We start from the raw sequence: 14,978 nt of genomic DNA, 5'->3' as shown, positions 1-14,978 counted from the left end.
CGATCCAGGAGTTGAGACGCCGTGGTTATCGTATCCCCCTTCGATTTGCCGAGGCCGCTTCACCCGCTACATTCCATTCTCCTGGCCTTTCCGCTGCCGCTGTTCCTGGGAGCGTTGCTCAGTGACATCGCCTACTGGAGAACCTTCGAGATCCAGTGGGCCAATTTCTCGTCCTGGCTCATCGCCGGCGGGCTGCTGGTGGGCGGCTTCGCCCTGCTTTGGGCGCTGATCAACGTGTTCCGCAGCGAGCGTGGGTACAGGCGGCGCCCGCTCGCCTACTTCGCGGTACTGCTCGTCATGTGGGTGGTCGGCTTCTTCAACGCCCTGGTCCACGCCAAGGATGCGTGGGCGACCATGCCCGAGGGGCTGTACCTGTCGGTGGCGACGGTGCTGCTGGCGCTGGCCGCCTCCTGGATCGGCTATTCCGGGTTCCGCACCGGAGAGGTGGAATGATGCGCTCCTCCCATGTGATCGGCGCCGTCGCGCTGGCGCTGTCCGCCTCGATCGGCGGGTCGGCGGTCTTCGCGCAGCAGGTCCAGTACGGCCGCAACCCCGACCTGCCCGAGCCGCATCGCGGCCTCCTGCCGGCCATGACCATCCCCCGGCCGGCCAATTTCGGCGACGAGCTTCCCACGGTGCCGGAGGGTTATGCCATCCAGGCGATCGCTACGGAGCTGAAGATCCCGCGCCAGACCCTCTTGCTTCCCAACGGCGACATCCTGGTCGCGGAGGGCTCCGGCGGCAACGCGCCCGCACTCCGGCCCAAGGACATCGTCGCGGGCTTCATCAAGAGCCTGGGCAAGAGCAAGGTGGAGGCCGGCAACCGGCTGACCCTGCTGCGCGACGGCGATGGCGACGGCACCTACGAGCAGCAGGGCGTCTTCGCCGACAACCTCAACGCCCCTTATGGCCTGGCGCTCGCCAACGGCTACATCTACGTGGCCAACCAGGACGCGCTGGTGCGCTTCCCCTATGCCGACGGCCAGACCGAGGCCGAGGGCCCGCCGGAAAAGCTCGCCGACCTGCCCTCGGAGATCAACCACCACTGGACCAAGGCGCTGACCGTCAGCCCCGACGGCGAGTTCCTCTATGTTGGCATCGGCTCCAACAGCAACATCACCGAGCGTGGGCTGGAGGTCGAGGCCAACCGGGCGATGATCTGGCAGATCGACGCCGAGACCGGCCTGCACAAGCCCTATGCCACCGGCCTGCGCAACCCGACCGCGCTGACCTTCCAGCCGGACACCGACCAGCTCTGGGCGGTGGTGAACGAACGGGACGAGTTCGGCTCGGACCTGGTGCCGGACTACCTGACCACCGTGCAGGAGGGCGGCTTCTACGGCTGGCCCTACAGCTACTGGGGCCAGCATGTCGATCCGCGGGTGCGGCCGCAGGACCCGGACAAGGTCGCCTCGGCGATCACCCCGGACTATGCGCTGGGCTCCCACGTGGCGGCCCTGGGCGTGGCCTTCTCGAACCCGGCCATGGGCGAGGCGTTCGCCGACGGCGTGTTCGTGGGCGAGCACGGCAGCTGGAACCGCGAGGAGCCGTCCGGCTACAAGGTGGTGTTCGTGCCGTTCCAGGACGGCCAGCCCGCCGGCGACCCGGTGGATTTCGTGTCCGGCTTCCTGAATGCGGAAGGCAACACCCGCGGCCGCCCGGTCGGGGTGACGGTGGATCCGGAGGGCGCCCTGATCGTCGCCGACGACCTGGCCAACACGATCTGGCGGGTGACGCCCACGGGCTCCCCCTCGGCCGACGCGGGAGCGGCCGTGGACGCGCAGTAGGCAGGGTGGCCGATGCCGGAACGGGCCTGAGGCTGGGCTGAGGCGGACGCCGGGGCTCAGCCCTGGCCCGCCGCAGGAAGGCTGAACTGGAACAGGCTGCCGTGCGGGCTGCGCGGCAGCGCCCACAGGCTGCCGCCATGCGCTTCGACGATCGAGCGGCAGATCGCCAGCCCCATGCCCATGCCGTTCGGCTTGGTGGTGAAGAACGCGTCGAAGATCCGGCCGGCCTCTGCCGGATCCAGCCCGGCCCCGTTGTCCTCGACCCCGACCAGCACCTCGCCCGCCTCGCCGGCCCGGGTGGTGACCCGCAGCAGGCGGGCGCGGTCGTCGAGCTCGGCCATCGCCTCCACCGCGTTGATGATCAGGTTGAGCACGACCTGCTGGAGCTGGACCCGGTCGCCGGTGACCGCCGGCAGGCCGCTGGCCAGGTCGGTCTCGACCGTCACCCACTGGCGGCGGACCTCGCCGCGGGTCAGCACCAGGATGTCGTTCACCAGCTCGTTGATCTGGATGGCGGCGGGCTCCACGGCGCTGTTGCGCACCATGCCGCGGATGCTGCGGACCACGTCGCCGGCGCGGTGCCCGTCGCGCACGATCCGCTCCGCCGCCGCACGCGCCTCGTCCAGGTAGCGGATGCAGGTCCCGGCATTGGTGACGATCGCGGTGAGCGGCTGGTTGACCTCGTGCGCGATCGAGGCGGCCAGCTCGCCCATGGTCGCCAGGCGGGCGACGCTGGCCAGGTCGGCCTGGGCCCGGCGCAGGGTCTCCTCGACCCGCCGCCGCTCGGACACGTCACGGAACACCAGCACCGTGCCGATGATGGCGCCGTGGTCGTCGACGATCGGCGAGCCGCTGTCGTCGATCGGGATCTCCCTTCCGTCCCGGGCCAGCAGGAGGGTGTGGTTGGCCAGGCCCACCACCTTGCCCGAGCGCAGCACCTTGGCGGCCGGGTCCTCGACCGTCGCACGGCTGTCCTCGTTGACGATCCGGAACACCGTGGAAAGCGGCAGGCCCAGGGCCTCGGCCTGCGGCCAGCCGGTCAGCGCCTCGGCCACCGGGTTCATGAAGGTGATTCGGGTCTGGTCGTCGGTGGCGATCACCGCGTCGCCGATGCTGGACAGGGTCGCCACGAAGCGGCGCTCGCTCTCGCGCAGCCGCCGCTCCGCCGCATGCTTGTGCACCGCCATCTCGATGGCGGTGCGCAGCTGCGAATCCTCGAACGGCTTGAGCAGGTAGCCGAACGGCTCGGTCCGGCTGGCGCGCTGCACGGTCTCCTCGTCGGCATAGGCGGTCAGGAACACCACCGGGATCTGGCAGCGCTCGCGGATCTGCTGGGCCGCGTCGATCCCGTCCAGGTCGCCCTCCAGCCGGACGTCCATCAGCACGAGGTCGGGACGCAGCTCCAGCGCCATGGCCACGGCGTCCTCGCCGCGCGCGGTGGCGCCGACCACCTCGTGGCCGATCCGGGTGAGCTGCACCCGGATGTCGCGGGCCACCACCCGGTCGTCCTCGACGATCAGGATCCGGGACGGGGTCATTGCGGCAGCTCGCCAGGTCCGTCCGGCCGGCGCCCGTCCAGCCTGTGCCCCTCCAGGTCGAAATCGATGGTGAAGCGGGTGCCATGGTCGCGCTGCACCTCGATCTCACCGCGCAGCTGCTGGACCAGGTCGTGGACCAGCTGCAGGCCGAGCGTGTCGCTCCGGGCCGGGTCGGCGGGCATCCCCACCCCGTCATCGGCCACGCTCAGCCGGCAGCGCCGGCCGGCCAGGAGCCGCATCTCGACCTGCACCTGGCCGGACCGGCGGTCGGGAAAGGCATGCTTCAAGGCGTTGGACACCAGCTCGTTGACGATCAGGCCGCACGGCACCGCCCGGTCCAGGTCGAGCTGGAGGTCGTCGACCCGGGTGGACAGCTCGATCTGTTGGCCGCGCGAGCCATAGGCGCGCAGGATGTGCGCGCAAAGGCTCTTGATGTGCTCGTCCATGGCGATCCGGGCGAAATTGCCGGCCCGGTAGAGATTCTCGTGGACCAGCGCCAGCGAGCGGACCCGGTTGCGGCTGTCGGTGAACAGCTCGGCCACCGCCGGGTCGTCGACATGGGACGCCTGCAGGCTGAGCAGGCTGCTGACCAGCTGGAGGTTGTTCTTCACCCGGTGGTGGACCTCCTTGAGCAGGGCCTCCTTTTCCTCCAGCTCGGCATTCTCCAGCGAAAGCGCGGCCTGGGACGCCAGGAGCTTGAGCAGCGCGCCGCGGGTGGGCGTGAAGACGTGGGGCGCCTGGCTGTTCTCCAGGTAGAGCAGGCCAGTGAGTTGCGCCTGGCGGACCAGCGGGATGCACAGGACCGAGCGGCAGCGGCGCTGGCGGATATAGGCGTCTTCCGCGAAGGGCGGGCTGGTCAGGGCGTCGTCCAGGAGCACGCTGTCCCGGGTGCGGATCGCGTAGTGCAGCACCGAGGGCGGCGCGTCGGCTGGGCCCAGCAGGCTGCGCCGGCACTGCACGTCGACCGCGCCCTGGACGGTGCGCGCCTCCGCCTCGATCCAGAGCTGGTCGGCACGCGGCACCACCAGCAGGCCGCGGTCGGCCCCGGCATGTTCCAGGGCGATCACCATCAGCTTGTCGATCAGCCGGGTGAGCACCGCCTCGCCGGCGATCGCCTGGGCGGATTTCAGGATGGTGGCGAGGTCCAGCTGCTCGACCGGGCTGGCCGGCCGGGCAGCGGGCGCCGCACTCCGCGCGGCAGCGCCCGGCATGGCGTGGTCGAGCTGGCGGACCTTGCCCTCGGCGCCCAGCCGCCGGTAGGCGTCCCTGGCCAGCTGCAGGAAGGCCAGCGCCATGGCCGGCATGGCCTCCGCCTGGCAGCAGCGCGCCGCCGCCTCGGCCGCCAGCGCCTCGACCTGGGGAAAGGCATGGGTCCTGGCCTCAGCCATCGCCTGCTCGAACAGGCGCAGCGCGTCCAGCCCCTGCCCGTCCAGCCGGGCGATCTCGCCGGCGACCAGCAGGGAGCGGTGCCGGAAGTTCTCCGGCGCATGCTCGGCCCAGCTGGCGAGCTGGGCGGCATGGCGGCCGAGCTCTTGGCGCAGCGCCGCGCGCCGTTCGGGCGGGGCCTGGCGGAACCAGGCAGCGCGCGCCAGAGCGGCGTGGACGTGGAACTCCACCAGCTCCAGGTGCCCGCCCGTGGTCCAGAGCAGCGGCTCCGCCCGCTCCGCGGCCGCCAGCGCTCCGGCCACGTCGCCGGCCACGCAGCGCGCCTGCAGCTTGCGGATCCAGTACCAGCAGGCCGCGATGCACAAGCCCGGGTCGGCCTCCAGGTGCCGCTCGAACGCCGCCTCCTCGAAGATCGGCCCGTCGTCGAAGCTGCCCAGCACCGGGGTCAGCCCGCGCAGGCTGCGCACCAGGTGGAGCTGGGTCGTGATGATGTCGGCGATCAGGCCGAACTTCGCCCGCACCACATAGGCGAGCTTGCGCTCGGCCTCGCGCTGCACCTCGCCCAGCGGGTCGCCCGCCGCCAGCATGTTGCTGATCAGCGTGCAGCTGCTGAACCCGGCATAGGTGAGGTCGCCGGCCTCCTCGGCCCGCTCGAACGCCTGGCGCAGCCAGGGCCGGCCCTCGCGCATCGGCCGGGTCCAGGGCAGCACATGGTAGGCGAAGCACATGGTGACCCGGGGCTCGAAGCGGGTCAGCCCGCGCGCCGCCACCAGGTCGAACCCGGTCCGCCCGAACCGGTAGCCGGCCTGGTAGGCGCCGAACTGCGGCCCCAGCACCATGCCCAGATAGGCCATCGCCAGGCAGGAGGCGTCGGTCAGGCCGTTCTCGCGGCTCAGGTTCACCATGCGGCACAGGACCAGGCAGACCAGGTTCTGGTCGGTGAAGAAGGCCGGCGGCAGCACCGCGGTCAGCACGTCGAGCTTGGCCCGCACCGACGGGTCGGTCAGCAGCGGCAACCCGGCATAGTCGCCGATGGCGTCCGCCTCGATCTGCCGGCGGATCGGCGCGTACTCGGCCAGCACCTCCGCCCGGGTCGGATGGGCCTGCCAAGCGATCCCCGCCCCGCGCAGATGCGCAAGGCAGGTCTCGACCGCCTGGTCGAAGCGGCCCTGCGCGGTGAAGGAGGTGATCTGCAGCCAGGCGACCGCCGCCCGGTCGAGCGGCCCCAGCTCCCGGGCGGCCAGGGCCGCCAGCCGCCGCTCCGAGCGGGCGAGGTCGCCGGTCAGGAACTCGCACTCGGCCAGCTGGAGCTCGATGTCGAAGGCCAGCCCCGGACAGCGCTGCCAGGCCTCATCCGGCAGGAGGCGCTGGCCTGCCTGCAGATAGGCTGCCGCCGAGCCGAAGGCGGTGGCGGCCCGCGCCCGCCCGGCGGCCGCCAGGTTGAGCGCCGCCACCCGCTCCCGCTCCTCCGGGTCGGTGATCAGCTCCAGGGCGCGATCCAGCTGGCCCACGATCTCGAAGATAAACTCGGAGCCCGGCGCGCCGCCCAGCCGGGCCGCCAGGATCCGGCCGATCCGCAGGTGCAGGGCCGGCCGCTCGGCCGGCGGCACCAGCCCGTAGGCGGCTTCCTGGACCCGGTCGTGCAGGAAGGCCCAGCCCTCGCCCGCAGGCACCACCAGCCCCGCCGCCAGCGCCTCGCCGAGCGCCGCCCGGACCTCCGCCTCCGGCCGGCCAGAGGCCAGCGCCAGCACCGGCGCGGAAGCGCGGTTGCCCAGGCAGGCGAGGATCCGCACGACCCCCAGGCCCGGCTCCGCCAGCCGGCTCAGCCGGGCCGCCATCAGCTCCACGACGTTCTCGGTCAGGTCCTTGGCGCGGATCCGCTCCAGGTCCCAGCCCCAGGCGCGGGCCTGCGGGTCGAACAGCAGCAGGCCGTCCTCAGCCAGGGTGCCCAGGAACTGGATGGTGAAGAACGGGTTGCCGCCGGTCTTGGCGAGCACCAGGCGCGCCAGCGGCCAGGCCCGGCCGACCGGCACGCGCAGCGTGTCGGCCAGCAGCCGCGCCATGTCGGAGGGGGCCAGCGGGCCCAGCACCAGCTCGACCACCGGCGCCCCGGCCGCCCGGATCGCCTCCAGCCGGGCGGCGAGCGGATGGTCCGGGCCGACCTCGTTGTCGCGATAGGCGCCGACCAGCAGGAGATGGCGGACCTGCGGGTCGGTCGCCAGCAGCTCCACCAGGTCCAGGGTCGCCGGGTCCAGCCATTGCAGGTCGTCCAGGAACAGGACCAGGGGATGCTCCGGCCGGGCGAACACCCCGACGAACTGGACGAACAGCTTGTGGAAGCGCTGCTTCGCCTCCTGGGGCGGCACCTCGGGCAAGGGCGGCTGCGGGCCGGTGACCAGCTCCAGCTCGGGGATCAGGCCGAGCAGCAGCCGGCCATGGCTGCCCAGGGCCGCCTGCAGCTTCCCCCGCCAGGCCTCCAGCTCCGCGTCGCTGCCGCCCAGGATCTGGCGGATCAGGCCCTGGAAGGCCGGGGCCAGGGTGGCGTAGGGCACCATGCGGGCGTGCTGGTCGAACTTGCCGGACGCGAACAGACCCTGGGAGGCCAGCATGGTCTTGTGCAGCTCGGCCACCATCGACGACTTGCCGATCCCGGCATAGCCGGAGACCAGCACCAGCTCGGTCCGGCCGAGCCTGGCGACCCGGGCGAACGAGGCGGCCAGCGCGGCGGTCTCCCGCGCCCGGCCATACAGCTCGCCCGGGACCAGCAGCCGGTCGGGCACGTCCTGGCCGCCCTGGGGGAACAGCTCGATCCGGCCGAGCGCCCGCCACTCGGCCAGGCAGCGGCGCAGGTCGGCCTCCAGCCCGGCGGCGGTCTGGTAGCGGTCCTCGGCGGCCTTGGCGAGCAGCCGCAGGACGATCGCCCCGACCATGGGCGGCAGGCCGGGATTGCGCTGGCAGGGCGGCGGCGGCGGCATCGCCACGTGGGCGTGGATCCATTCCAGCGGCTCGGACGCGGTGAAGGGCAGCGTGCCGGTCAGCATCTGGTAGAGCGCGACGCCCAGGGCGTAGAGGTCGCTGCGCCCGTCGACCGAGCGGTTCATGCGGCCGGTCTGCTCGGGCGCCATGAACGGAAAACTGCCGACGATGGTCTGCACCGGCAGCAGGGGCTGGCGCACCCGGGGCAGCCTCGTGGCGATCCCGAACCCGGTCAGCCGGACCTGGCGGGCGGCATCCGCCATCAGGTGGGCCGGCCGGACATCCTGGTGGACCAGGCCCACCTGGTGCAGGCGGGCCAGGCAGGCGGCGGCACCGGCGGCGATCTCCAGGGCGGCGCCCAGCTCCATCGGCCGGCTGCCGGCCGAGCGCAGCGGCTCGCCGCTCGGATCCTCCAGCAGCAGCATCACCCGCCCGTCCGGCCGGACGATCTCCAGGGGCCGCACCGCCCAGGCGGGATCGAGGAGGTCGGCCAGGCCGTGCTCGTGCTCGATCCGCGCGAGGGCGGCCGGGCCTGGCAGGTCGGCGGCGGGCATGCGCAGGAGGACCGAGCCGTCGCCGTGCCGCCGCCGCGCGCGGAACAGGACCAGCTCGTCCTCGTCCTGCAGCAGCTCCAGCATGTGGCCGGGCAGGTCCACCCGATAGCGCTCCGCCCTGTCCACCGCCTGCCCCCGAAAAGGCTCGCCGTCCGCCCGGCCTGCCGGTCCATGCGCGGCCGCCCTGGCGGCGATGCACGAACTTGCCCCCTTGCATGGAAGCCCCGGGCGGTCTTGTACATAGCGGCCTTCGTTCAAGGCGCGGGCGAGCGATCATGGAGCACCCGGCTTGACCAGCCAGACCTCGACATGGCCGACCTCGGACCGGGCCGCCCCGGTGGTGCTGGTGGTCGACGACGACCAGGCGGTGCGCGAGGCGCTGGGCCATCTGTTCCGCTCGGTGGGGCTGGAGGTGGCGCTGTTCGACAACGCGCTGGATTCGGTGCGCGGGCCGTTGCCCGACGCCGCCTGCTGCCTGGTGCTCGACATCCGGCTGCCGCAGGTGAGCGGGCTGGACTTCCAGCACCGCCTGGCGGAGGCCGGCATCGAGATCCCGATCGTGTTCATGACCGGCCATGGCGACATCCCGATGTCGGTGCGGGCGATGAAGGCCGGGGCGGTCGACTTCCTGACCAAGCCGTTCCGCGAGCAGGACATGCTGGACGCGGTCTCGGCCGCCCTGCAGCGCGACCGCCAGCGCCGCGAGGCCGGCGGGATCCTGGAGGGGCTGCGCGCCCGGCTGGCCGGGCTCAGCCCGCGCGAGCAGGAGGTGATGCGGCTGGTCTGCGCCGGGCTGATGAACAAGCAGATCGCGGCCAGGCTGGGCCTGAGCGAGATCACCGTGAAGGTGCACCGCCGCCACGTCATGGAGAAGATGGAAGCCGGCTCGCTGGCCGAGCTGGTGCGCATGGCCGGCCGGCTCGGCCAGGGTCGCGCGGAGCGCTGACGCCTGGCACGAGGGCCGGGGGTCAGGCCGCCTGCGGGATCCGGGCGATCACCTTGATCTCGAAGTCGAAGCCGGCCAGCCAGGTCACCCCCACCGCGGTCCAGTTCGGATAGGGCTTGTCGGGGAAGATCCGGTTCCGGACCTCCGAAACCGCCGGGAACTGGCTGGCCGGGTCGGTGTGGAAGGTGGTCACGTCCACCACGTCGTCGAAGCCGCAGCCGGCGGCCTGGAGCACCCCCTCGAGATTGTCGAACGCCAGCTGGACCTGGCTTGGGAAGTCCGGCTCCGGCGAGCCGTCCTCCCGGCTGCCCACCTGCCCGGAAACGAACAGGAGGTCGCCGGAGCGGATTGCCGCCGAGTAGCGATGCTTGTCGTAGAGGTCCTGCCGCCGCGCCGGGAAGATCGCGTCACGCATGGTCATGGTCTGCTCCTTGGGTGGCGAGGCGGCCGCACGGACCATCTTCTGGCCGGCGCGCCGATTTGGTATACGCCTCGTATGTGAGACTATTTCCGCATACGCTTCGTATGTCAATTGGCATACGAAGCGTATGGGAAACTTTCTGGAGACGCTCCGTGGCCCCCCGACGCCGAGCCGAGATGGTCGAGGAAACCCGCGCCAAGCTGGTCCGGGCGGCGCGCCAGGCGTTCGCCGCCAAGGGCTATGCCGCCGCCTCCATGGACGACCTGACCGCCGATGCCGGGCTGACGCGCGGCGCGCTCTACCACAATTTCGGCGACAAGAAGGGCCTGCTGCAGGCGGTCGTGGCCCAGATCGACGAGGAGATGCTGGCGCGGATGCAGGTCGCCCGCGACCAGGCGGAAACGGTCTGGCTGGGCCTGCTCGCGGAAAGCATCGCCTATATCGAGATGGCGCTGGAGCCGGAGATCCAGCGCATCATGCTGCTGGACGGCCCGGCCGTGCTGGGCGACCCGTCCGGCTGGCCGAACCAGAACGCCTGCCTGCGCCGCACCGCCCAGACCATCCAGGCCCTGATCGACGAGAACACGATCCGCCCGGTCGACCCCGAGGCCGCCGCGCGCCTGCTCAACGGCGCCGCGCTCAGCGCCTCGCTCTGGATCGCTGCCTCGGACGATCCCCATGCCGTCCTGCCCAAGGCGGTCGAGACCTTCCGTCACCTGGCCGCCGGCCTGCTGCGTTCCTGACCTCCGGGGCCGGTCGTTCTTGCCGCAGCAGATCGACCTCGGCGGCCAGGCGTGGTCAGGGCTTCATCACGATCGGCGGCGGCACCCAGGCGCCGGTGACGGCAGCCTCACCAGGCTGGTAGGCCCGGATATAGAGGGAAAAGGGACCTTCCGGCGCCGGCAGCCAGTTCGACTCCTTGTCCGCACCCGGCGAAGCCTGCTGGACATGGATCGTCAGGCTGCCGTCCGGGTTGCTCTGCAGCGTCTTGTTCTTGGTGCCGAGCGAGAACCGGTTCAGCTCGTTCGGCGCGAAGAAATGCTCCTGGTTGTAGAGCGTCAGCGACCAGAACCCTTGCACCGGCGGCGTCTGGCCAGGAGCGAAGGTGACGGAATACGCATGCGCACCGTCGAGCCGCTGGCCGGTGCTGTCGAAATCGGCGCCGTAGTACAGCGTCTCCTCGGGCACGTTCGAGAACATGTTGCCTTTGGCGGTCGCGGTGCGCTGGAAATAGCCGGTGCCGAAGCGAGCCGAGTTCTTCTGGGTCCGCCAGCCATTGCCGGCCTCGACGCCGTTGTTGCTGAACTCGAACATCGGGCCGACGATCTCGGCCTCCGTGGTCGCGGCGACATCCTGCAGCGCCTGCTTCAGCGCCGGGTCATCCTTGGCAGCGTCGAGGATCTGCCGGATCCAGGCGTAGAGGGCCTCCTCTCCGGGCAGCGGCGGCACCTGGTCCATCACCTCCGGCAGCTGCTCGAAGAAGCGCTCCGGCACCACCCACTGGGTTTCCCCGGACCCGGACTGTTCGGGTTGCGGGATGACCGGCGCCTCGGACCAGTCGGTGGTCGTCATCCGGCCCTGGTATTCGGACAACGGGTAGGCGGAGACCTGGTCCACCAGCGGCTGGATCGCCGCCCGGTCCGCGGCGGTGTCGTCCATGAAGATGCGCGGGAAGACGGCGCCGACATGGGTGCTTGAGCGAAAGACTGCCCGGATGCCTTCCGGCACGTCGCCCTCCCAGTCCGGGCCGACTAGCAGGTAGTGGCCGGGAGCACTTCCGTATTGCCGGCCGAGCCGGGCAAAGGAATCACTGCGCTGGTCGACGATCTGGTAGACTCAGAACCGCTCCCCGAAATCCGGCACCTGCACCACGACCGGCTCCTGCGCCAGGTCGAGGAACCCGGCGCCATAGACGACGTCCTGGTTGGGCGAGGTGACGAAGCGCTGTTCCGGCGCGAGATAGTCCGAGAGCATCGCGAGGCGGTTGGTCGGGGCCACCGGCAGGACCCCGCCGAGCAGGCCCGGCTCGGGCGCGGCTGCGAAAAGCTTCAGCCGGTTCTGCATGTTCACCAGCGGCCATCCCCAGAGATAGGCCACCCGCCCCACGGCGGCGGCATACTCCCCGCTGAGCGGAGCCCCGGCGACAGGTCCGGGGACATCGATGGCTGCCTGCGGCCGAGGCACCTGCCCGGGCGGCACTTCGGAGGATTGCGCCGATACTGGCGATGCCAGGCTCGCGACGAGCATCGCCATGCTCAGGGTGGGTACGCTGCGCACGATGGTCATGGGAAGCCTCTCCGGCCGGTTCCGCCTGGAATGGATATGGCAACGATTTCAGCTCGGGTCGACCGGTCGAACCGGGACGGTGTGAGGGGATAAAGCGATCACTTCGGGAGCATGAACGCGAAGCTGCCCCGGGACTGGCTTTTCCAGGCCGGAGGGGCCGCCATCCCGGCCTGCTGCGCCCCCCGCCCCCGATGCGGCCCTCGATACGGTCGCTGCACACAGGACAGCGATTGCCGATTCAATAATGCAACGTTATAACGTTCCGGCACCTTATCCGCCCCCGGGGCGGATCCTTCTTTCATCGCAAGGAATGCAGCATGCAGCGCCAACAGCTGCCCGACGGGTTGCCTGCCCCACGCCTTCCGGTGACCGTGCTTTCCGGCTTCCTCGGGGCCGGCAAGACCACCCTGCTCCACCACATCCTGCACAACCGCGAGGGCCGGCGGGTCGCGGTGATCGTCAACGACATGTCCGAGGTGAACGTCGACGCGGCGCTGGTGCGCGAGCAGGGCGGCCTGTCCCGCACCGAGGAGAAGCTGGTCGAAATGACCAACGGCTGCATCTGCTGCACGCTGCGCGACGACCTGCTCCAGGAAGTGGCGCGGCTCGCGGCGGAGGGCCGGTTCGACCATCTGGTGATCGAGGGCACCGGGATCGCCGAGCCGCTGCCGGTCGCCGCCACCTTCGAGTTCCGCGACGAGCACGACCGCTCGCTCTCCGACGTGGCGCGGCTGGACACCATGGTGACCGTGGTCGACGCGGCCAGCCTGCTGCAGGGCTATGCCAGCAGCGACCTTCTGGCCGACCGGGGCGAGACCGCCGGCGAGGGCGACACGCGCAGCCTGGTGGACCTCCTGGTCGACCAGATCGAGTTCGCCGACGTGATCGTGCTGAACAAGGTCTCGCTGGTCGCCCCCGACCGGCTGGCCTCGGTCCGCGCGGTGGTCCGGGCGCTCAACCCCGACGCCCGCCTGGTCGAGACCGACTTCGCCCGGGTGCCGCTGGACGAGGTGCTGGACACCGGCCGGTTCGACTTCGAGCGGGCCCACCAGCACCCCCTCTGGTACAAGGAGCTGAACGGCTTTGCCGACCATGTTCCCGAGACCGAGGAATACGGGATCAGCAGCTTCGTCTACCGCGCCCGCCGGCCGTTCCATCCAGCACGGTTCAGCGCGTTCCTGGCCGCCACCTGGCCGGGCCTGATCCGGGCGAAAGGCCTGTTCTGGCTGGCGACGCGGCCGGCCCATGTGGGCGAGATGAGCCTGGCCGGCGCCATCTGCCGGACGGAGCCGCTGGGCCTGTGGTGGGCGGCGGTGCCGCGCCAGCGATGGCCGGACGACCCGGCCTGGCGACGCCAGCTCCAGGGGCGCTGGGCACTCGGCTGGGGCGACCGCCGCCAGGAACTGGTGTTCATCGGCCAGGACCTGGACCGGGCCGCGATCAGCGCCGCCCTGGACGACTGCCTGGTCGGCCAGGAGGACGGGTCCGGCTTCGACCCCGCCCACTACAGCCACCTGGCCGACCCGTTCCCCAGCTGGGAGCGCGCGGCCGCATGACCCTGCGCTCGGCGACGCGCGACCGGCGCAGGCTTCCGGCCGCTGCCCTGCCCGCCACCCTCCTGGAGCTCCTGCGCCAGGCCGGCCGCCCGGTCGGCGCCTATGCCCTGCTGCAGATGCTGTCGGCGAAGCTGGAGCGGCGGATCTCGCCGCACAGCCTTTACCGGGCGCTCGGCCGGCTGACCGGACAGGGGCTGGTGGTGCGGGTGGAGCGCCGGGACTGCTATCTCGCGACCCGCCATCCGGGCATCGCCGGGGCCCGCCTGTTCCTGATCTGCGGGATCTGCGACGCGGTGGAGGAAAAGCTGTCGCCGCGGCTGGATGCGCAGCTCGCGGGCGAGGCCCGGGCTTCCGGCTTCCAGGTCCAGAGCAGCGTGGTCGAGGTCGAAGGTGCCTGCCGGAGCTGCGCCGACCACGGCCAGCTCGCCACCACCCGCCCGCCGACCCAGGCCGATCCGCCGCCCCGCCCCCGGCGCCTGGTCTGCAGCTAGCTCCCGGGCGCCCCCGCCCGTCCCCACCTCCTTCGATCCCGGAGTTCCCTGACCATGATGATGCGCCGGCATCTGTTCAGCCTGGCCGCGCTTGCTGTTCTGGCCACCACCAGCCACCCGGCCCCGGCCGCCGAGCCGCAGCTCGACGCGGTGGCCAGCTTCTCGATCATCGCCGACTTCGCGAAGCAGGTCGGCGGCGACCGGGTCGCGGTGGTTTCGCTGGTGGGCCCCAACGGCGACGCCCATGTCTATGAGCCGACCCCGGCCGACGCCATCGCCGTCGGCGACGCCGACCTGGTGCTGGTCAACGGCCTCCAGTTCGAGGGCTTCCTGCAGCGCCTGGTCGCCGCGAGCGGCACGCAGGCGCCGGTGGTCGAGCTGACCCAGAACAGCGACCTGCTCCGCGATCCCGAGGACGACGGCCACGGCCATGGCGACGAGCACGGCCACCATCACCATGGGGATTACGATCCCCATGCCTGGCAGTCGGTGCCCAATGCCCTGGTCTACGTGGCCAACATCGCGGACGCCTTCTGCGCGGCCGATGCGGCCGGCTGCGACGGCTATAGGGCCAATGCCCGCGCCTATGGCGAACGGCTGGCAGCGCTGGACGCGGAGATCCGGGCGGGGCTTGCGGCGGTCCCGGCCGACCGGCGCACCATCATCACCTCCCACGACGCCTTCCGCTATTTCGGCGAGGCCTACGGGCTCGCCTTCCTGGCGCCCAACGGGATCTCCACCAGCTCCGAGGCTTCCGCGGCCGAGGTCGCGGCGCTGATCGAGCAGATCCGCCAGGACCAGGCTTCGGCGATCTTCGTGGAGAACGTCACCAACGCGAAGCTGATCGAGCGGATTGCCGCGGAAACCGGCCTCGCCATCGGCGGCGAGCTTTATTCCGACGCGCTGTCCGGCCCGGACGGCCCGGCCGCCACCTATGTCGAGATGATGCGGCACAACATGACGACCATCCGCGGCGCCATCCTCGGAAGCTGAGCCCCCGCCAGCTCCCCCCGTTCACCCAGACCATCACCCAGGAG

The 14,978-nt window shown here is 71.3% G+C and carries 11 protein-coding genes and 1 pseudogene; 7 read left to right on the top strand and 5 right to left on the bottom strand.

The window, feature by feature from the left end:
• Positions 1-21: 21 nt before the first annotated feature.
• On the top strand, positions 22-453 hold the full coding sequence (locus GEMRO_RS0120170) for a DUF2231 domain-containing protein (RefSeq protein ID WP_051329277.1): 432 nt from the start codon (positions 22-24) through the stop codon (positions 451-453).
• Complete coding sequence (locus GEMRO_RS30780) at positions 450-1,787, top strand: PQQ-dependent sugar dehydrogenase (RefSeq protein WP_205625036.1); 1,338 nt, start codon at positions 450-452, stop codon at positions 1,785-1,787. The genes GEMRO_RS0120170 and GEMRO_RS30780 overlap by 4 nt, the downstream gene beginning before the upstream one ends.
• Before the next feature lie 56 nt (positions 1,788-1,843).
• Here GEMRO_RS30780 and GEMRO_RS0120160 read toward each other — a convergent pair whose 3' ends face one another.
• Both GEMRO_RS0120160 and GEMRO_RS35725 read right to left on the bottom strand, forming a co-directional pair.
• On the bottom strand, positions 1,844-3,325 hold the full coding sequence (locus GEMRO_RS0120160; protein WP_027135454.1) for an ATP-binding response regulator: 1,482 nt from the start codon (positions 3,323-3,325) through the stop codon (positions 1,844-1,846).
• On the bottom strand, positions 3,322-8,343 hold the full coding sequence (locus tag GEMRO_RS35725) for an AAA family ATPase (RefSeq protein WP_051329664.1): 5,022 nt from the start codon (positions 8,341-8,343) through the stop codon (positions 3,322-3,324). Before GEMRO_RS35725 ends, GEMRO_RS0120160 begins: the two co-directional genes overlap by 4 nt.
• 187 nt (positions 8,344-8,530) lie before the next feature.
• On the opposite strand from GEMRO_RS35725, the gene GEMRO_RS0120150 reads away from it, so the two are divergent.
• Positions 8,531-9,187 (top strand): response regulator transcription factor, encoded by a 657-nt coding sequence (locus tag GEMRO_RS0120150; RefSeq protein WP_027135453.1) that lies wholly within the window; start codon positions 8,531-8,533, stop codon positions 9,185-9,187.
• A gap of 22 nt (positions 9,188-9,209) precedes the next feature.
• Here GEMRO_RS0120150 and GEMRO_RS0120145 read toward each other — a convergent pair whose 3' ends face one another.
• Positions 9,210-9,608: a RidA family protein gene (locus GEMRO_RS0120145; protein WP_027135452.1), complete on the bottom strand. Its 399-nt coding sequence runs from the start codon at positions 9,606-9,608 to the stop codon at positions 9,210-9,212.
• 152 nt (positions 9,609-9,760) lie between these two features.
• Here GEMRO_RS0120145 and GEMRO_RS0120140 point away from each other — a divergent pair, with 152 nt between their 5' ends.
• A complete protein-coding gene (locus GEMRO_RS0120140; protein WP_027135451.1) occupies positions 9,761-10,351 on the top strand; it encodes a TetR/AcrR family transcriptional regulator in 591 nt (196 codons plus the stop codon).
• A gap of 55 nt (positions 10,352-10,406) precedes the next feature.
• Here the strand turns inward: GEMRO_RS0120140 and GEMRO_RS35410 are convergent, their stop codons facing one another.
• Together GEMRO_RS35410 and GEMRO_RS35405 are read right to left on the bottom strand one after the other, a co-directional pair.
• Entirely contained in the window at positions 10,407-10,808 is a 402-nt protein-coding gene (locus tag GEMRO_RS35410; RefSeq protein WP_240476826.1) for a DUF1214 domain-containing protein, read from the bottom strand.
• Between the two features lie 405 nt (positions 10,809-11,213).
• Positions 11,214-11,672 (bottom strand): annotated as a pseudogene (locus GEMRO_RS35405) (DUF1254 domain-containing protein); the annotation flags it as partial.
• Positions 11,673-12,211: 539 nt separating this feature from the next.
• On the opposite strand from GEMRO_RS35405, the gene zigA reads away from it, so the two are divergent.
• The 3 genes from zigA to GEMRO_RS0120120 are packed head-to-tail and all read left to right on the top strand — an operon-like array spanning position 12,212 to position 14,934.
• Positions 12,212-13,450, top strand: coding sequence for a zinc metallochaperone GTPase ZigA (zigA, locus tag GEMRO_RS0120130; RefSeq protein WP_051329276.1), 1,239 nt, complete (start codon positions 12,212-12,214; stop codon positions 13,448-13,450).
• Positions 13,447-13,941: a Fur family transcriptional regulator gene (locus tag GEMRO_RS30765; protein ID WP_051329275.1), complete on the top strand. Its 495-nt coding sequence runs from the start codon at positions 13,447-13,449 to the stop codon at positions 13,939-13,941. Before zigA ends, GEMRO_RS30765 begins: the two co-directional genes overlap by 4 nt.
• A gap of 60 nt (positions 13,942-14,001) precedes the next feature.
• A complete protein-coding gene (locus GEMRO_RS0120120) occupies positions 14,002-14,934 on the top strand; it encodes a metal ABC transporter solute-binding protein, Zn/Mn family (protein WP_084507833.1) in 933 nt (310 codons plus the stop codon).
• Positions 14,935-14,978 lie beyond the last annotated feature (44 nt).

Origin of the sequence: Geminicoccus roseus DSM 18922, assembly GCF_000427665.1 — a bacterium.
GTDB classification, from domain to species: domain Bacteria; phylum Pseudomonadota; class Alphaproteobacteria; order Geminicoccales; family Geminicoccaceae; genus Geminicoccus; species Geminicoccus roseus.
This window is presented reverse-complemented; position numbering and strand designations above follow the sequence as displayed.